Origin of the sequence: Solimonas sp. K1W22B-7 (assembly GCF_003428335.1) — a bacterium.
Lineage (GTDB): Bacteria > Pseudomonadota > Gammaproteobacteria > Nevskiales > Nevskiaceae > Solimonas_A.
Map to the genome: position 1 here is coordinate 2,985,491 of NZ_CP031704.1, position 18,036 is coordinate 3,003,526.

The 18,036-nt window shown below is 67.7% G+C and carries 15 protein-coding genes; 7 read left to right on the forward strand and 8 right to left on the reverse strand.

The features are described 5' to 3' along the window. Positions 1-55: 55 nt before the first annotated feature. Genes D0B54_RS13585 through D0B54_RS13595 form a run of 3 tightly spaced genes read right to left on the reverse strand, consistent with a single transcriptional unit; the run spans position 56 to position 3,215 of the window. Positions 56-1,249, reverse strand: a complete 1,194-nt coding sequence (locus tag D0B54_RS13585) for a glycosyltransferase (protein WP_117291839.1) — start codon at positions 1,247-1,249, stop codon at positions 56-58. Continuing rightward, complete coding sequence (locus tag D0B54_RS13590; protein ID WP_117291840.1) at positions 1,246-2,259, reverse strand: GNAT family N-acetyltransferase; 1,014 nt, start codon at positions 2,257-2,259, stop codon at positions 1,246-1,248. Before D0B54_RS13590 ends, D0B54_RS13585 begins: the two co-directional genes overlap by 4 nt. After that, positions 2,256-3,215, reverse strand: coding sequence for a hypothetical protein (locus D0B54_RS13595; protein WP_117291841.1), 960 nt, complete (start codon positions 3,213-3,215; stop codon positions 2,256-2,258). The genes D0B54_RS13590 and D0B54_RS13595 overlap by 4 nt, the downstream gene beginning before the upstream one ends. 220 nt (positions 3,216-3,435) lie before the next feature. On the opposite strand from D0B54_RS13595, the gene modA reads away from it, so the two are divergent. From modA to D0B54_RS13615, 4 genes are all read left to right on the forward strand, one after another. After that, the gene (gene modA, locus D0B54_RS13600) at positions 3,436-4,197 is read left to right on the forward strand and encodes a molybdate ABC transporter substrate-binding protein (protein ID WP_117291842.1); all 762 of its coding nucleotides are present in this window, start codon (positions 3,436-3,438) and stop codon (positions 4,195-4,197) included. After that, positions 4,198-4,902, forward strand: coding sequence for a molybdate ABC transporter permease subunit (modB, locus tag D0B54_RS13605; protein WP_117291843.1), 705 nt, complete (start codon positions 4,198-4,200; stop codon positions 4,900-4,902). Continuing rightward, complete coding sequence (locus D0B54_RS13610) at positions 4,889-5,533, forward strand: ATP-binding cassette domain-containing protein (protein ID WP_117295226.1); 645 nt, start codon at positions 4,889-4,891, stop codon at positions 5,531-5,533. Before modB ends, D0B54_RS13610 begins: the two co-directional genes overlap by 14 nt. Before the next feature lie 179 nt (positions 5,534-5,712). Beyond that, complete coding sequence (locus D0B54_RS13615) at positions 5,713-7,923, forward strand: phosphocholine-specific phospholipase C (RefSeq protein WP_117291844.1); 2,211 nt, start codon at positions 5,713-5,715, stop codon at positions 7,921-7,923. Between the two features lie 30 nt (positions 7,924-7,953). Here the strand turns inward: D0B54_RS13615 and D0B54_RS13620 are convergent, their stop codons facing one another. The 4 genes from D0B54_RS13620 to D0B54_RS13635 form a co-directional block, all read right to left on the reverse strand. Continuing rightward, on the reverse strand, positions 7,954-8,766 hold the full coding sequence (locus D0B54_RS13620; protein ID WP_117291845.1) for a TOBE domain-containing protein: 813 nt from the start codon (positions 8,764-8,766) through the stop codon (positions 7,954-7,956). Position 8,767: 1 nt separating this feature from the next. Then, positions 8,768-9,271 carry a TlpA family protein disulfide reductase gene (locus D0B54_RS13625; protein WP_117291846.1) on the reverse strand — a complete coding sequence of 168 codons (504 nt, stop codon included), beginning with the start codon at positions 9,269-9,271 and terminating at the stop codon, positions 8,768-8,770. 5 nt (positions 9,272-9,276) lie between these two features. Then, positions 9,277-10,641: a signal recognition particle protein gene (gene ffh, locus D0B54_RS13630; RefSeq protein WP_117291847.1), complete on the reverse strand. Its 1,365-nt coding sequence runs from the start codon at positions 10,639-10,641 to the stop codon at positions 9,277-9,279. Between the two features lie 100 nt (positions 10,642-10,741). Beyond that, positions 10,742-11,509 (reverse strand): MBL fold metallo-hydrolase, encoded by a 768-nt coding sequence (locus D0B54_RS13635; RefSeq protein WP_117291848.1) that lies wholly within the window; start codon positions 11,507-11,509, stop codon positions 10,742-10,744. 111 nt (positions 11,510-11,620) lie between these two features. On the opposite strand from D0B54_RS13635, the gene D0B54_RS13640 reads away from it, so the two are divergent. Continuing rightward, positions 11,621-12,421 (forward strand): cytochrome C assembly family protein, encoded by an 801-nt coding sequence (locus D0B54_RS13640; protein ID WP_117291849.1) that lies wholly within the window; start codon positions 11,621-11,623, stop codon positions 12,419-12,421. A gap of 88 nt (positions 12,422-12,509) precedes the next feature. Then, on the forward strand, positions 12,510-13,784 hold the full coding sequence (locus tag D0B54_RS13645; protein WP_117291850.1) for an HlyC/CorC family transporter: 1,275 nt from the start codon (positions 12,510-12,512) through the stop codon (positions 13,782-13,784). Positions 13,785-13,909: 125 nt separating this feature from the next. On the opposite strand, the gene radA is transcribed toward D0B54_RS13645, so the two are convergent. Further along, the gene (gene radA / locus D0B54_RS13650; RefSeq protein WP_117291851.1) at positions 13,910-15,271 is read right to left on the reverse strand and encodes a DNA repair protein RadA; all 1,362 of its coding nucleotides are present in this window, start codon (positions 15,269-15,271) and stop codon (positions 13,910-13,912) included. A gap of 87 nt (positions 15,272-15,358) precedes the next feature. Here radA and D0B54_RS13655 point away from each other — a divergent pair, with 87 nt between their 5' ends. After that, entirely contained in the window at positions 15,359-18,034 is a 2,676-nt protein-coding gene (locus D0B54_RS13655) for a CHASE2 domain-containing serine/threonine-protein kinase (RefSeq protein WP_117291852.1), read from the forward strand. Positions 18,035-18,036 lie beyond the last annotated feature (2 nt).

An 18,036-nucleotide genomic window follows, 5' to 3' on the forward strand; every position in this document is an offset into this window, starting at 1 on the left:
TTGCCGACGCAACGCGTGATGCATGAGAAACGGTGCGCGCGGCTGAGGCGCGGGTTCAGGCCGCGAGCTTGTCCATCCAGCCGTCGGCCCAGCGCGGCAGGATGCCTTGCCGGTCACGGCCGGCGTAGCGTGCGGCAAACTGCCGGGCGGTGTGATGCAGCGTGGAGTCGTCCAGCAGGCGCTGAAGGCCTGTACCGAAGGACTCGGAGGCACTGGTCGCCAGCGCCAGGCCGGCGCCGATCGCCTCGACACGCTCGGCCACCAGGCGCTGTTCGGTGTGGGAGTACTGGACCAGGCAAGGCTTTCCGGCCAGCAGGGCCTCGGCCACCGCGCCATGGGAGCCGGAGCCGACGAAGCCATCGCAGGTTTCCACGGCCTGCCTCAGCCAGATGTTGCGGTCCGTGATGCGCATGCCCGGGCGCTCGTAGCGGGTGATCATCTCGAGCGGGATGTCCGCCAGGCGCACGAGCACCTGCGCACGGCTGGCCTGCAGCGCCGCCAGCAGTGCTTCCAGGCCTTCGCCGGCACGCAGGTAGGCAAAGATGCGCGGCTCGCGGGACTCGCCCCACTCCGCCGGAAGGCCGGAGGAAAAGTCCGGCAGGCCGAGCCAGTCGGCCTCGCGGCCCGGGCCGTAGTGATCCAGTTCGGCATAGGTCTTCAGGCCCAGTTCCACGCCGGCGAACAGGGATTGCAGGCTTGGCAGCGGCTCCGCGCCGAGTTCGGCCAGCGCCCCGTTGGCCACCGCGAGCACATGGGCCTCGTTGTCGCGCAGGCGCTGCTCGCGCGCCGGCACCCCGGGATAGGCCGGAAAGGGGCCTCGCGGCGGCGGCAGGCAGAAGCCGGTGCCCACCGCTGCCACCGGCAGTTTCAGCACGCGCGCGGCGAGCAGCGCGGTCGGCGCGTGATCCACCAGCAGGGCGCGGGCGCCGCTGAGTTGCAGCAGCGAGCACCAGGCGCGCAGGCGGCCCGCGAGGGCGGTCTTGCCGTGCCAGCCGCAGTTGTGCAGCAGGCTGGCGTAGCTCGCCTGCACGCGCACGGACTGTATGCCGGCGCTGCCGGTCGGTGCCGGCAGGATGGGCGCGTAGCGGTACAGGCCCATCTCCTGCGCCGTCTCGGGCTGATGCGTGGCCAGCAGGCAGGGCTGGCCGCGGCCGGTGAGATGCGCGGCGATCGCACCGATCGGCGCGAGATGACCCTGGCCGTTCCCCAGTTCGGTGGCGAGCAGGATAGGCGCGGGGCGGCGGTTCATGCGGCCGCCGCGACGGCCCAGGGCCGCACGCGCTCCTGCTCGCGGGACTGGTGCCCGGCGATGCGCCGCGCGAGCGGATTGAGCAGTAGCAGCCCGTTGGGCTCGATGGGCTGAGCCAGCCACTGCAGGCGCAGGCCCGGTCCGTCATGAAAAGGCTCGGCGGTCACCGTCGAGAAGAAAAAGCCTCGGGCCTCCGCCAGTTCGCAGAGCGCGCTGGCGCCGGGCTGCGCCAGCGGCAGCTCCAGGTGCGCGTAGGCCACGTCGGGATGGGTCTGGATGCGCCGGATGGCGCCCGCCAGTTCCGCGGCGCTGTCGCTGCCGATGCGCGGAACGGCGAGGACCCAGGAACGAAGCCCCTCCTCGTGTTTCGCGTCCAGGATGCCGGCTCCGCTGGCCGGGCTGTCGGCCGTGAAGCTGACAGGACAGTTCAGGCGCCCGAGGATTTCCGACACCAGCGCACGATGCCGGGTGGGCAGCCGGCAGGCCTTGGACGACGCCTTGGCTGGCAGGGGCCTGGCGTAGCGGACGAAACTCTGCCGCTCGCCGCCCGGACCCGGCCACAGGCCCAGCGCGATACCGCTGGGAACCAGTTGGGCGTTCTCGGTGAAGCGCTGCGAAACGCAGGCGGCGTCCGGCGAGTCTGCGACCGGAGCGAGGACTTCACCCCACAGGCCGCGCCTGCCGTGCTGGCGTGCCCAGGCAACCAGCAGCAGGCGCAGATCGTCGGCAACATGCCGGCGACGATGCGTAGGTAGCACCATCATCACGCCCATTTCACCGGTACGACCGTAGGGTGAAGGCTCCAGCGCCGCCAGGCCTGCGACCTCGCCGGTGGACGGCAGCAGCGCCAGCGCGAAGACGAGCCGGGCGTAGGCGATCGCCTGCGCGAGTTCCTCCGGTGCGTAGAGGAGCCGGATCGGGTAGTGCTCGCCGCGCACGGCACGCACGCAAGCGATGATCGCCACGGCGTCCTGCGGCGTGGCCAGCCGGAACCGCAGCGCCTGCGTCACGGCTGGCTCCGGCGCCCGCCCTTGGAGACCAGCGCCCGGGCGAGATCGGACCAACGGGCATCGGTGGACTCTTCTCCGTCGCTGTCGATGGCCTGCATGGCTTCGAGATAGCGCCCGGCGAAGGCTTGGTGAAAGTGGCGAACGCTTTCCGGGTATGCACTCGGGGCGCGCATGATCTGCGGATTGGTGTTGATCTCCCAGACCTGGATGCGGCCGTCCCGGTCCAGCGCGTAGTCGATGCGACCGTAGCCGATCTGCGCCCGGGAGAAAATGCCGCGCAGCTCGGACTCATGCGGATTGTTCTGGCAGTAGTCCAGGATCTCCGCCCGACGCGCCGGCCCAACCAGGTCCATGTCCTTCAGCATCCAATTACGGCTGAACAGCACATGCCGCGGGACGATGTGCTCGCCGATGCGGAAGGCCGAGTACTTGCGGTAGATGCCGTCCGCGTCGGCGGTGTCGCACATCTCCACCACCAGCAGGTCAGACAATGCATGGCCGGCCAGCACCAGCTGCAGCAGCGCTTCGCGCACCGACTGCAGGTCATGGAGCAAGGGGCTCTGCGCGCCGCTGTGCTCCTTTTCCTGCCTCAGGAAGACCGGGTAGCGCCAGGGCTCGCCGGCGGTGTCGGCCCGGAAGGCACGGAAATCGTTCCTGCCGTCCTTGTGCAAGGCGTCGAGCAGTTCCAGCCGGCGCAGGCTGCGCTCCGGGTGGTTGAGCATGCGGCAGCCGCTATCCTGCAGCCGCGCCCAGACCCTGCCCAGGATCTTGCGCGGCAGCGCGTCGAGCCGCTCCAGGTCGGAGAAGATGTAGCTGCCCTGCGGCATGACCGGCATGCGCGTCAGCAGCTCGTAGGGCATGACCACCATGCGCTTGCGCAGCGCAGCTCCCCAATCACCGCGCAGGTGCTCGCTGACAGTGTAGGCGTGGGGTGCTGTGACCAGATACCAGATCATGGGCGGCTCCTGGGGCGCTTGCGGAAGTCCCGCATTGATTGCGTGACCACCATGTTCCGCCCACGCAGAGCCGCGCGGTATCCGAGATTGGGACTACGACCTTGGTCGTAGGGAAGCAGCAGAGGTGCCGGGGCGTCGCGGCCCGTGCGCCCTGTTGACAGCGATATCGTTATGTAGAACGCTATATATCGAACTTCCCGCGAACCACCCGGCTTTTACCATGCGCCTACAGGCCAGATTCCTTGCGGCGTCCCTGCTGCTGTGCTCCTGGTCGGCCTTCGCCGACCCGGCCCGCGTCTACGCCGCCGCCAGCCTGACCAACGCCGTCACCGACATCGGCGCGGCCTGGCAGAAGGCCGGGCACGAGCAGCCGGTACTGGTGTTCGGCGCCTCCTCGGCGCTGGCCAAGCAGGTGGAGGCCGGCGCGCCGGCCGACCTGTTCATGTCGGCCGACCTGTCCTGGATGGACTACCTGGAACAGCGCAACAGGATCGCTGCCGGCAGCCGCAGCTCGCTGCTCGGCAACACGCTGGTGCTGATCGCGCCGAAGGGCAAGGGCTTTCCGGTGACCACCGAGCGCGGCTTCGACCTTGCCGGCGCCTTCAAGGGCAAGCTCTGCACCGGCGAGCCCGGCGTAGTGCCCGTGGGCATCTATGCCAAGGAAGCACTGAGCTCGCTGGGCTGGTGGGACAAGGTCTCCAGCCGCATCGTCGGCACCGACGACGTGCGCACCGCGCTGGCCTTCGTCGAGCGTGGCGAATGCCCGCTGGGCATCGTCTACGCCACCGACGCGGCGATCAGCCAGAAGGTGGAAGTGATTGCCAGCTTCCCCGCCGGCAGCCACAAGCCGATCGTCTATCCGGTGGCGCTGGTCAAGACGGCGCGTGCCGAGGGCGGCGAATTCCTGCAGTATGTGAAGACCTCGCCGGAGGCTGCGGCGATCTTCCGCAAGTACGGATTCACTCTTCTCTCAACTCCCTAAGTGTTCTCGCCCGACGAACTGACCGCGCTGTGGCTGTCCGCGAAAGTCGCGTTCTGGGCCACCCTGCTGTGCCTGCCGCTGGGCATCGCCACGAGTTGGTGGCTGGCGCGCCGTGACTCGCGCGGCAAGCTTGCCGTGGAGGTGCTGGTACAGCTGCCGATGGTGCTGCCCCCGGTAGTGCCGGGCTACCTGCTGCTGCTGTTGCTGGGTACCCAGGGGCTGGTCGGACGCTGGCTCAACGAGTCCTTCGGCATCGTCATCGCCTTCACCTGGAAGGGTGCCGTGCTGGCCTCCGCGGCGATGGCCTTCCCGCTGATGGTGCAGCCGGTGCGCCTGGCCTTCGCCATGATCGACCGGCGACTGGAGCAGGCGGCGACCACGCTGGGCGCCCGCCCCTGGCAGGTGTTCCTCACCGTCACGCTGCCGCTGGCCCTGCCCGGCATCATCGCGGGGCTGGTGCTGTGCTTCAGCCGCAGCCTCGGCGAGTTCGGCGCCACCATGGCCTTCGTCGGCAGCATCCCCGGCGAGACGCGCACCGTGCCGCTGGCGATCTACGGCTATACCCACGTCCCCGGCGGCGAAGTGGCGGCACAGCGCCTGACGCTGCTGTCCATCGCACTGGCGAGCGTCGCCCTCGCCGCCGCACACATCATCAGCCGCCGCACCGAACGCCTGCTGGGCTACAAACCGCATGCTGAGCATTGACCTCGACTTCCGGCGCGGCGCGTTCCGTCTGCAGGCGCAGGCCGAGATCGGCGATGGCGTCACCGGCGTCTGCGGCCCCTCGGGCAGCGGCAAGAGCACGCTGCTGGCGTTGCTGGCGGGGCTGCTGAAACCGCAATCGGGCCTGATCCGCTTTGACGGTGAACTGCTGGCCGACGGCAAGCGCTTCGTGCCCGCCTGGGAACGGCATTTCGGCCTGGTGTTCCAGGACGGCCAGCTGTTCCCGCACCTCGATGTGCAGGCGAACCTGCTCTACGGCTACAAGCGGCTGGAACCGGCGCAGCGGCGCTTCGAGTTGCAGCCGGTGCTGAACCTGCTGGAGATCGGCCCACTGCTGGCGCGCCGCCCGGCACAGCTCTCCGGCGGCGAGCGCCAGCGCGTCGCCCTGGGCCGCGCCCTGCTCTACTCGCCGCGCCTGCTGCTGCTGGACGAACCGCTGTCCTCGCTGGATGAGCGCCTCAAGCAGCAGATACTGCCGTTCCTGCGGCGGATCAAGGAAGAGACCCAGGTGCCCATGATCTACGTCACGCACGCCACCGCCGAGGTGGATTACCTGGCGAACCGGGTGATGCAGATGGACGCCGGACAGTTGCGGGAACACGCCACCTCCTGAGCGCCGCCTAGTTTCGTTTTACCACCGCGGCCGTCACGGAACTGTCGCGCCCGCTTCCTATCGTTGCCGCTCAGGCGCGCTCCGCCATGGTGGAACCTGCGCCCGTCCTTCCACGACCCGGCACGACGGCTTCCCATGCTTCGCATTTCCTTCGCGCGCGAAACACACGCGCTGTGCCGATGACTTCCGCCAGCCGGCGCCGCTTCCTGCAGCTGGCCGGCGCCGCTGCTGCCACGGCGGCGCTGCCGCCCGCGCTGCGCGCTGCCATGTCGATACCCGCGGCGAAGGTGCACGGCACGATCATGGACGTGCAGCACGTGGTAATCCTGATGCAGGAGAACCGCAGCTTCGATCACTACTTCGGCACGCTGCCCGGCGTGCGCGGCTTCGGCGACCGCTTCACCATCCCGCTGCCAGGTGGCCGCCGGGTCTGGGAGCAGATGTTCCGCGTGAACCCGGATATCCAGCTGGACCTGCCGGAGCCCGCGGAAACTCCGAGGCCGCGCGCCGAGCCGGACAGTGACCGGATCGTGCTGCCGTACCACCTCGACAGCCGCCAGGGCAACGCGCAGCGCGTCACCGGCACGCCGCATGGCTGGGGCGATGCCCAGGCGGCCTGGGACCACGGCCGGCTCCACGAATGGCCCAGCTACAAGCGCACATGGTCGATGGGCTACTTCAAGGAACCGGAGCTGGAATTCCAGTTCGCGCTGGCCAATGCCTTCACGCTCTGCGACTCCTACCACTGCTCCTTCCACGGCGGCACCAATCCCAACCGCCTGTTCCTGTGGACCGGCACCAATGACCCGAGCGGCGCGGGCGGCGGCCCGGCGATCAACAACCAGTTCTCCTCGCTGGGCCCTTCCAGCGAGGGCTATTCCTGGAAGACCTATCCGGAGCGCCTGGAGGAAGCCGGCATCGGCTGGAAGGTGTACCAGAATCACCCCTACAACTTCAGCGACAACGCGCTGGAGGGCTTCCGCGCCTATCGCCAAGCCAACGAGCGCCATGGCAACGACCCCAGCGGTTTCCCCTGGCCGCCCTATCTGCCGGCACACAGCGCCGGCAACCCGCTCTACAAGGGCGCGGCGAACACCATGCCGGACCTGGGCATGCTCGGCACGCTGCGCCGCGACGTGGCCAACGGGCAACTGCCGCAGGTGTCCTGGGTCGTGGCCGGCGACCGCTATTCGGAGCATCCCGATCCGTCGAGCCCGGTGCTGGGCGGCTGGTACGTTCAGCAGGTGCTGGACGCGCTGACCAGCAACCCCGAGGTCTGGAGCCGCACGGTGCTACTGGTGAACTTCGACGAGAACGACGGTTTCTTCGATCACCTGCCGCCACCCTGCGCGCCCTCGCGCAACCCCGATGGCAGCCTCGCCGGCGGCTCCACGCTGGACAGCGCCAGCGAGCGCCACGGCGGCGAGGCCTTCCACAACAGCGTCTACGGGCCGGGGCCTCGCGTCCCGATGTACGTGGTCTCGCCCTGGAGTCGCGGCGGCTGGGTGAACTCGCAGAGCTTCGACCACACCTCGGTGCTGCGCTTCCTGGAGCAGCGCTTCGGCGTGCCGGAACCCAACATCAGCTCCTGGCGCCGCGCCTTCTGCGGCGACCTGACAAGCTGCTTCGACTTCGCCACGCCCAACCAGGCGCCTCCCGGCTTGCCGCGCAAGACGCTGCTGGAGTCGGAGGCGATCAACAACACCCAGGCCGGCCAGGACCAGGTACCGCTGCCCGCCGAGGAGCAGCAGCAGGCACCGGAGCAACCGCGGCTGGTGCGACGCTCGCGTGCCCTGCCCTACGAGTTGCATGCCAGTGCAGCGGCCGACGGAAGTTCACGGCTGCGGCTGGAATTCGCCAATACGGGCAAGGCCGGCGCCGTGTTCCATGTCTATGATCGCCTGCACCTGGACCGCATTCCGCGGCGCTATGGCGTGGAAGCCGGGCGCAACCTGGGCGACAACTGGGATCTGGGATCGGACGACGGCCGCTACGATCTGTGGGTGCTCGGGCACAACGGCTGGCATCGACACTTCGCCGGCCGGCTCGCCACCGACGCAGCGCAGCCGGAGATCGAGGTCTGCTACGAGGTGTCGCGTGGTGGTGTCGAACTGAAGATGCGCAACACCGGCCGCCGCGCCTGCCAGTTGCTTGTCACCGACAATGCCTACTTCGACGACCGGAGTTGGAGCCATGCTTTGCCGGCCGGCGGCAGCGCCACGGCATTCTGGGAATTGTCGGACAGCCACGGCTGGTACGACTTCAGCGTGACGCAGGAAAACGACCTGCGGTTCCTGCGGCGCTTCGCCGGCCGGGTGGAGACCGGGCGACCTTCGTTCAGTGATCCGGCCATGAGCGCGGGTACCCAGGGCCTGTCAGCACTACCGTGATCGCTGCGATCGCGGTGGTGTTGACAGGCCCTAGCCCGCCACGCCCAGGATCACGCTCGAAGCCTTGAAGATCGCACTCGCGGCCTTGCCCACGGACAGCCCCAGTTCGTCGACACTGGCATTGGTGATGGTGGCGACCACGGAGTTGCCGCCCTTGAGGCCGATCACCACCTCGCTGTTGACGGCGCCGCGGGTCAGTTTGGTGACGCTGCCACGCAGGCGGTTGCGGGCGGAGAGCTTCATCGCCGGGCCTTCGTCCAGGGCCACGATCACCCAGGAGGCCTTGATCAGGGCCAGGGCCTCGACGCCCTTCTTCAGTCCCAGGGTCTCGACGCTTTCGTGCGTCACGATGGCGACCAGGCGATCGCCGCCGGAGAGTTCCAGTTCCACCTCGTCGTTGACGGCACCGGCCTTGACGCGCAGCACCTTGCCGGAGAAATGGTTGCGGGCACTGGTGAGCATGGTGAACCTCCTGAGCATGCGCAGGTCGGCCTCGGCATTGCCGAGCAGGCCGTTGACGCGGTCCAGAAAACGCTGGTGTTCCTCGGCGACGGCCGCATAAGTCTGCACCAGTTGCTCGCCGCGCGGCGTGAGCGTGGTGCCGCCGCCGCCCTTGCCGCCCGCCGCGCGTTCCACCAGCGGCCGGTCCGAGAGGTTGTTCATCGCCTCCACCGCGTCCCAGGCGGCCTTGTAGCTCAGGCCCACGGCCTTGGCGGCATGGGTGATGGAACGGGTTTCGCCGATCGCCGCGAGCAGCTCGATCCAGCGACGGCCGCCGAGCCTGCCGCCCTTGGCCTCCAGCTCCAGGCTGGCGCTGACGCTGAGGGCCTTTTTCGCGGGCACGCTACTTCTTGTTCATCAGCGCCACGACGCGCTGCTTGAGGTCTTCGGTGAAACCGGCGCCGTAGCCGTGGTAGACCATGGTGATGCGGCCGTCCTGCGCCACGAGGTAGGTCGCCGGCAGGCGCCAGACCTCGTAGAAGCGCGGCGCGAAGCCGAGCTGGTCGACCACCAGCGGGTACCCCACCGGCCGCGTCTTGGCGAAGCGGCGCGCGTCGTCGACGTTGCGGTCGATGCTGACGCCCAGCACTTCGAACTTGTCGCCGTAGCCCTTCTTGCGCAGCTCCTCGCGCATGGCGTCGAGTTCCGGCATGGCCTGGATGCAGGGACCGCACCACGAGGCCCAGAAGTCGACGATGACCACGCGGCCCTTGAGCGTGCTCAGCTTGATGCCCTCGGGGCCGCTCAGCACGACACCGGCCGCCTCGGGAGCCATGTCGCCGATCGTCGCCGCCTGCGCTGGCAGGAAGCTCAGCAGGCACAGCAGTACCGCGAGGCGCTTGAGCATGGGGATCAGCGCTTGGGCATCATGCCCGGAGGCAGGCGCCCGGCCAGGCTGCGCATCATCTTGCTCATGCCGCCGCCGGCGAACTTCTTCATCATGTCCTTGGTGGTCTCGAACTGGCGCAGCAGCTGGTTGACCTGCTGCACCTCGACACCGGAACCGGCCGCGATGCGGCGCTTGCGCGAAGCCTTGATCAGGTCGGGGAAGCGGCGTTCCTGCGGCGTCATCGAGTTGATGATCGCCACCGTGCGGCGCACCTGCTTCTCGGCATCCACGCTCTTGAGCTGCTCCTGCATCTGCGCGCCGCCCGGGAGCTTCTCCAGGATCGACTGCATGCTGCCCATGTTCTGCATCTGCAGCATCTGCTCGCGGAAATCGGCGAGATCAAAGCCCTTGTTCTTGCGCAGCTTGTCGGCGAGCTTCTGGGCCTTCTCGTGGTCGACCTTGCGCGCCGTCTCCTCGATCAGCCCGAGCACGTCACCCTGGCCGATGATGCGGTTGGCGATGCGGTCGGGGTGGAAGATCTCCAGGCGGTCGGACTTCTCGCCGACACCGAGGAACTTGATCGGGCGGCCGGTGACCTGGCGCACCGACAGCGCGGCGCCGCCGCGGGAGTCGCCGTCGACCTTGGTCAGGATCACGCCGGTCAGCGGCAGCACGTCGCCGAAGGCCTTGGCGGTCTTGGCGGCGTCCTGGCCGGTCATGCTGTCGACCACGAACAGCGTCTCGACGGGGTTGAGCGCCGCGTGCAGCTCGGCGATCTCCTTCATCATCGCCTCGTCAACCGTGGTGCGGCCGGCGGTGTCGACGATCAGCACGTCGGCGTAGACCTTCTTCGCATGCGCCAGCGCCGCCTCGACGATCGCGACCGGCTGCTGGCCGACCTCGGAGGGGAACCACTCGACGCCGACGTTGCCGGCGACGATGCGCAGCTGCTCGATGGCGGCCGGGCGGTAGACGTCCGCCGACACAACGACGACGTTCTTCTTCTCGCGTTCCTTGAGCCACAGCGCCAGCTTGCCGGTGCTGGTGGTCTTGCCGGAACCCTGCAGGCCGGCCATCAGGATGATGGCGGGCGGCTGCTGGCGCAGGTTGAGCGCCTCGGCGGTGCCGCCGAGGGTCTCGGTCAACTCCTGCTGGACGATCTTGAGGAACTGCTGGCCCGGCGTCAGCGACTGCAGGATGTCGGCGCCCAGGGCGCGCGTCTTGACCTTGTCGATGAAGTCCTTGACCACCGGCAGGGCGACGTCGGCCTCCAGCAGGGCCATGCGCAGCTCGCGGGCGGCGGCGTTGACCTGGTCTTCGGTGAGGCGGCCCTGGCCGCGAATGGTGTCCAGGACGCGGCCAAGGCGCGTCGTAAGGTTGTCGAACATGGGGGCTGAAGCCGGTATCTGTAGAACGTCCGGCGGATTCTAGAGCAAGTGTCCCCGCCCCGTCCGTAGGGCATCCTGCCTACGGATTGCAGCCTGACCCCTACGAAGTGATCAGGTCGCCGCGCTGCAGGTGGTGGTAGCGCCATTCCCGCAGCGCCGTGCGGCACTGCTTCTCGATCAGCTGCTCGCAGCCCGGCTTGTGGTGGGTCAGGAACAGTTCCGGCCGATGCTTGAGCTTGCGCAGTTCGGAGGCCAGCAGGCTCGGGGTGAAATGCCGGGAAGCCGCGCCCAGCTCCACCTGCTCGTCCGGAAAAGCGATCTCGATCATCAGCTTGTCCAGCCGCGGCAGGCCATTGAGGAAATTCCAGAGGTCGTCGTTGGCCCAGGTGTCGCCACTGAAGGCGAAGGTGCCGCGCGGGCTTTCCAGGGCGTAGCCCACGGCCGGGACGGTGTGCAGCACCTTGAACGCGGTCAGGCGCCGGTCGCCGCCCAGGTCGGTGGGCACGCCCGCCTCGATCTCGGCAAAGCGGATCAGCGGCTTTTCCTCGTTGGGCAGCTTGGAAAAGTCCGGCCAGATGGTCCAGTTGAAGATGTGCTGGCGCACCGCGTCCAGGGTCTCCCGGGTCGCATGCACGCCGATCGGCCGGTCGATCAGGTCGAACAGGTTGTCGGCCATGAATGCCAGGCCGCAGATATGGTCGAGATGGGAGTGCGACAGGAAGATGTGGCTGATGCGGCGTTGCTGCGCCAGCGACAGGTCGCCGACGCCGGTGCCCGCATCGATAAGAATCTCGTCGTCCACCAGCAGGCTGGTGGTGCGCAGACCCGGCCCCACCCCTCCGCTGCAGCCGAGGACTTTGATCCGCATGCGTTCCGTTTGATCGGTATCTGTTGTGTTTTTTGATCCTAGCACAGCGCTCCACGAGGCCAACCGCGCGCTGCGTCACATCGCGAATGATTCGGGTATGCTGCCCGTCCCATGACGTTAGCACTGATTCTCATTGCCGTTTCCCTCTATGGCGCCTGTGGCTGGCTGATCTGGCAGCGCCCGCAGGCCGACAGCATGGCCGAGCGGATCCTGGCCGCGGCGGCCATCGTCCTGCACGCCGGCCTGCTGGGGCACCAGACGCTGCAGGGCGGCGCGATCCGCATCGGCATGCCCGAAGCCGCCTCGCTGTTCGCGCTGCAGTCGGCCGTGCTGCTGTGGCTGCTGTCCTGGCGCGAGCCGCTGCGCAGCCTGGGCCTGACGATCTACCCGCTGGCAGCGCTGGCGGCGCTGTGGTCCGGCGCCTGGCCCACCGTCTTCCAGGACGCGGCACCGGTGGTGGACTGGAAGCTGCGCTGGCACATCATCCTGTCGCTGTTCTCGGCCGGCCTGCTGACCATCGCGGCGATGCAGGCTGGGGCACTGGCCCTGCAGGACCGCCTGCTGCACCGCCACGACCTGAGCCGGCTGCTGCTGGGCGGCATGCCGCCGCTGCAGACCATGGAGCGGCTGCTGTTCCAGCTGATCGCGATCGGCTTCCTGCTGCTGTCGCTGACCCTGCTGTCGGGCCTGTGGTTCGTGCATGACTGGTTCGCCCAGCACCTGGCGCACAAGACGGTCCTGTCGATCACCGCCTGGCTGATCTTCGGCGTGCTGCTGTGGGGCCGCTGGCGCCATGGCTGGCGCGGCCGCACCGCCATCCGCTGGTCGCTGGCTGGTTACGCCGTGCTCATCCTGGCGTACTTCGGAAGTAAACTCGTGTTGGAACAATTCCTAGGCAAGCACTGGACTTAGCGCGCTTTGTTAATGTCAGCGACATTGACAGCAAGCCCTCCAGCCGAATAGATAGAAGTCCACACGGCCAAAGACTGACCGCGCGATCTTGGACGCCATCCCCTTGTGGGTCCTCTTCGGACTCCTGATCCTGATGCTGTTGCTGTCGGCATTCTTCTCCGGTTCCGAAACCGGGTTGATGACGATGAACCGCTACCGTTTGCGCACGCGCGCAAAACGGGGAGATCGTGCTGCGCGGCTGGCGCAGCAACTGGTCGAGCGCCCCGACCACCTGATCGGCTGGATCCTGCTGGGCAACAACGTGGTGCAGGCCCTGGCCGCCTCGATCACCACAGTGATCGGCCTGCGCCTGTTCGGCGAGATCGGCATCGCCTATGCCGCCGGCGCCGTGGCCCTGCTGCTGCTGATCTTCAGCGAGTACATCCCCAAGACCCTGGCGGCGATCTACCCGGAGCGGGTCGCCCTGCCCTCGGCCTACGTCCACTGGGCGCTGATCCGGCTGTTCTACCCGATCGTCTGGATGGTCAACCGCGTCAGCAACGGCCTGCTGCGCCTGCTTGGCGTGTCGCCCGAGGAAGCGGCGCAGCACAGCCTCAGCGCCGAGGAACTGCGCACCGTGGTGGCCGAGGCCGGGGCGATGATCCCACACCGCCACCAGAAGATGCTGCTGTCGATCCTGGACCTGGAAAAGGAAACGGTCGAGGACATCATGGTGCCGCGCAACGAAATCACCGGCATCGACATCTCGGAGCCCTGGGAACAGGTGCGCGCCGCGATCGTCGACAGCCAGCACACGCGCCTGCCGGTGTTCGACGGCTCGATCGACAACCTGCGCGGCGTGATCCACCTGCGTCGCGTGGTGCGCCTGGCCGCCGAGAACAACCTGGACCCGCACAGCCTGGTCGGGCTGGCCAGCGAACCCTACTTCATCCCCGAGGGCACGCCGCTGAACCAGCAGTTGCTGAACTTCCAGAACCAGAAGCGTCGCATCGGCTTCGTGGTGGACGAATACGGCGACATCCAGGGCCTGGTGACGCTGGAGGACATCCTCGAGGAAGTGGTCGGCGAGTTCACCTCCGACCCCGCCACGCGCATCAAGAACGTCTACGCCGACCCCGACGGCTGCTACCGCGTCAACGGCTCCGTGACGATCCGCAGCCTCAACAAGAACCTCGGCTGGAAACTGCCGCTCGACGGCCCCAAGACCGTCAACGGCCTGGTGATGGAAAAGCTCGAAGCCATGCCCCAGGCCGGGCGCAGGATCACGATCAAGGGCTACGAGTTCGAGATCACCGAGACGCGGGCAAATGCGGTGAAGTCGGCGCGGGTCAGGCCGCCGGGCGAGACGCGGGCGGCGGCCTGACGCCAAAGCCCAAAACTCTCAGTCCGCAAATACACGCAAATGAACGCAAATCGTTTGTTCTGCATATTTGCGTTCATTCGCGTTCATTTGCGGACCGAATCGATTCCCGCTCCCGCAAGCCTGCGCTAGGACGCGTCGATCGCCTGATCCAGCCGCGACACCGGAATCACCTCGATATCCAGCTTCACCGTCTTGCGCGGCTTGTTCGCCTCCGGAACGATCGCGCGGCGGAACCCGTGCTTGGCCGCCTCGGCCAGGCGCTCCTCGCCACCCGCCACCGGCCGCACCTCGCCCGCCAGACCCAGCTCGCCGAACACGATCAGGTCATTGGGCATCGGCCGGTTGCGGAAGGAAGAGAGCACCGCCAGCACCAGCGGCAGGTCCGCCGCCGGCTCCTGGATGCGCATGCCGCCGACCACGTTGGCGAACACGTCCTGGTCGGCCAGCGGAATGCCGCCGTGGCGGTGCAGCACCGCCAGCAGCATGTTCAGGCGGTTGCCCTCCAGGCCCAGGGTCACGCGGCGCGGATTGCCGGCCATGGAGCGGTCGACCAGGGCCTGTACCTCCACCAGCAGCGGCCGGGTGCCCTGCCGCGTCACCGTCACCACGCTGCCCGGCACCGGCTGCTCGTGGCGCGACAGGAACAGCGCCGAAGGATTGCTGACCTCCTTCAGGCCATCGTCGGTCATGGCAAACACGCCCAGCTCGTTGACCGCGCCGAAGCGGTTCTTGACCGCGCGGATGATGCGGAAGCGCGAGCCGGGGTCGTGCTCGAAGTACAGCACCGAGTCGACCATGTGTTCGAGCACGCGCGGGCCGGCGATGGCGCCTTCCTTGGTGACGTGGCCCACCAGGATCACCGCGGTATGGCTGGCCTTGGCGTAGCGCACCAGCTGCGCCGCGCACTCGCGCAGCTGCGACACCGAGCCCGGCGCCGAGTCGAGCGAATCGGTATACAGCGTCTGGATCGAATCGATCACCACCAGTCCCGGGCGGTGCCGGGCAATCTGGGCCAGGATCTCCTCCACCCCGGTCTCGGCCAGCACCGGCAGGTCCAGCTCCGGCAGGCCCAGCCGGCGCGCGCGCAGGTGGACCTGGGTCAGCGACTCTTCGCCGGTGACGTACAGGGTCTTCAGGTGCGGCTGCACGCTGGCCAGCACCTGCAGCAGCAGGGTGGACTTGCCGATGCCGGGGTCGCCGCCGATCAGGATCACCGCGCCGGGGACGATGCCGCCGCCGAGCACACGGTCCATCTCCGACAGGCCAGTGGTGGTGCGCGGCGTCTCGCGCATGTCGATCTCGCGCAGGGACTGCACCCGGCCGCCGGCGGTACCGCTGATGCCGCCGCCGCGGGACTTGGCCGAGGCCTCCACGCGCGCCTCGACCAGCGTGTTCCAGGCGCTGCAGTCGGGACACTGGCCGACCCACTTGGGGCTGGCGCTGCCACAGGACTGGCAGACGTACTGTGTTTTCGTTCTGGTACCCATCTCACATATTCTTGTTTTCTGAGGAACTAATTTCGAGGATACTGAGATAGTATGAGTCGAATAGCACAAGTGCGGGGGGCGTAGCTCGTGCAGAAGAATAAATTCTGGTCCCAAGACTGGTTTGCCGCTGTCGCGTTTTCTCTGGTCTTTCTGGTCCTGACCGGGGTCTTCAGCGATGCCTTCCAGTCACTTGAACGCAGCACCTATGACGTCGGCGTGCGTTCGCGCGACCTTGCGCCTTCGGAAGACATCGCGGTCGTCGCGATCGACGACCAGTCCATCTCCAACCTGGGCCGCTGGCCCTGGCCGCGCAGCCTGCAGGCGCAGCTGATCGACAAGCTGCACGAGGGTGGTGCCAAGGTCATCGGCAACACCGCGCTGTACCTGGAGCCCGAGAAGGGCGGCGCCACCGACACCTTCAACTCGATCATCTCCGAGCTCAAGGCCTCGCCGCTGGTACAGCAGATCCCCGCCGAGGTCGAGACCTTCGGCATCATGCTCGACGAGACCGCGCAGAGGTCCAAGGCCGTCGAAGGCATCGCCGCGGCCTACAAGGACTCGGCGCTGGCCAAGGAATATCGCCCGGCAATGGAAGCGCTGCTGGCACGGCTGGAAACCGCGGCCAAGACCGGCGGCTCGGCCGACACCGTGCTGGCGGCATCGCTGACGCCTGCCGGCGTGGTGCTGCCGATGGTGTTCCAGACCGGCCGGCCGCAGGGCCGCCCGGACAAGCCCTTGCCGGAATACGTCCGCCGCAACCAGCTGACCAACGTGCAGGACCGCGTGGGCGCCCGCGGCAAGGGCGCGCTGCCGCCGCCGACGATTTCGGCGCAGGTGCCGATCGCCCAGGTCGGCGACGCGGCCGTGGCCATCGGCCACCTCAACGTCACGCCCGACGTCGACGGCGCGGTGCGCTACGAACCGCTGGTGCTGCAGCACTTCGACGAGTTCTACCCTTCCCTGTCGCTGATGATCGCGGCGGCCAAGCTGAACCTGAAGCCCGCCGACATCCAGGTGAACCTGGGCGAAGGCGTGACCCTGGGCGGCGTGACGATCGGCACCACCGACGCGCTGCGCATGTACACGCAGTTCTATTCGGACCAGGACGGCAAGCCGGCCTTCCCGGTCGACGCCGCCTACGACGTCATCGCCGGCAAGATCCCGCTGGCCAAGTACAAGGACAAGGTGGTGCTGATCGGCACCACCGCGCTGGGCACCGGCGACACCTTCGCGACACCGGTCTCCTCCTCGACCTCACCGGTGGTGATGCTGGCCCACGCGGTGTCCTCGATCCTGCGGCAGCACTACTTCACCCGCCCGGCCTGGGCCGGGTGGCTGGAGCTGTTCGTGTTCGCCCTGCTGGTGGCCTACCTGGCGCTGCTGCTGCCGCGCATGAAGGCGGCACTGGCAGCGGGCGTGACGCTGGCGCTGGTCCTGCTGCTGCTGGGAACGCAGATCGGCGTGATGGCCAGTTCCGCGATCTGGTTCAAGCTGACCGTGCCGGCGCTGTTCCTGCTGGCCGGCCATGCCTTCATGACGGTCAAGAAGTTCCGCATCACCGAACTGCTCAAGCAGAACACCGATGTGGAGAACTCCGAATCCAACAAGATGCTGGGCCTGGCCTTCCAGGGCCAGGGCCAGCTCGACATGGCCTTCGAGAAGTTCCGCCGCGTGCAGCCGGTGGACGACAAGCTGCTGGACCTGATGTACAACCTCGCGCTGGACTTCGAGCGCAAGCGCCAGTTCAACAAGGCCGAATCGGTCTACCAGCACATCGCCAGCCACAACAAGGATTTCCGCGACGTCGCGCAGAAGCTCAACCGCGCCAAGAAGCTGTCGGAGACGGTGATCCTCGGCGGCGGCGGCGGGCGCTCGCACCCGGGCGGCACGATGGTGCTGGACAACGACGCCACCCAGCAGATCGAGAAGCCGATGCTGGGCCGCTATCAGGTCGAGAAGGAACTGGGCAAGGGCGCGATGGGCATCGTCTACATGGGCAAGGACCCGAAGATCGGCCGCACCGTGGCGATCAAGACGATGGCGCTGTCGCAGGAGTTCGAGCCCGACGAGCTGGTCAGCGTCAAGGAGCGTTTCTTCCGCGAGGCCGAGACTGCCGGCCGCCTGACGCATCCGCACATCGTCTCGATCTACGACGCCGGCGAAGAGCATGACCTGGCCTTCATCGCGATGGAGTTCATCAAGGGTCACGACCTGACCAAGCACACCAAGGCCAACAACCTGCTGCCGATGACCGAGGTGCTGCGCCTGGTGGCCGACGCCGCCGACGCGCTGGACTACGCGCACACCAATGGCGTGGTGCATCGCGACATCAAGCCGGCCAACATGATGCTGGTGGAAGCCACCCAGACGATCAAGCTGATGGACTTCGGCATCGCGCGCATCGCCGATTCCAGCAAGACCAAGACCGGCATGGTGCTGGGCACGCCCAGCTACATGTCGCCCGAGCAGCTCGCCGGCAAGCGCGTGGACGGCCGCTCCGACCTGTTCTCGCTGGGCGTGACCCTGTACCAGCTGCTGACCGGGGCCCTGCCGTTCCAGGCGGACTCCATGGCCACGCTGATGTTCAAGATCGCCAACGAGCCGCACGCGCCGGCGGGGGGCCTGCGCCCCGACCTGCCGCCGAAGATCAACGTGGCGATCGACCGTGCCCTGCACAAGGACATGGAACAGCGCTACCAGCGCGGCAGCGAGCTGGCACGCGACCTGCGCTTTATCCTGTCCGGCCTTGGCGGGCCTACCTGAGG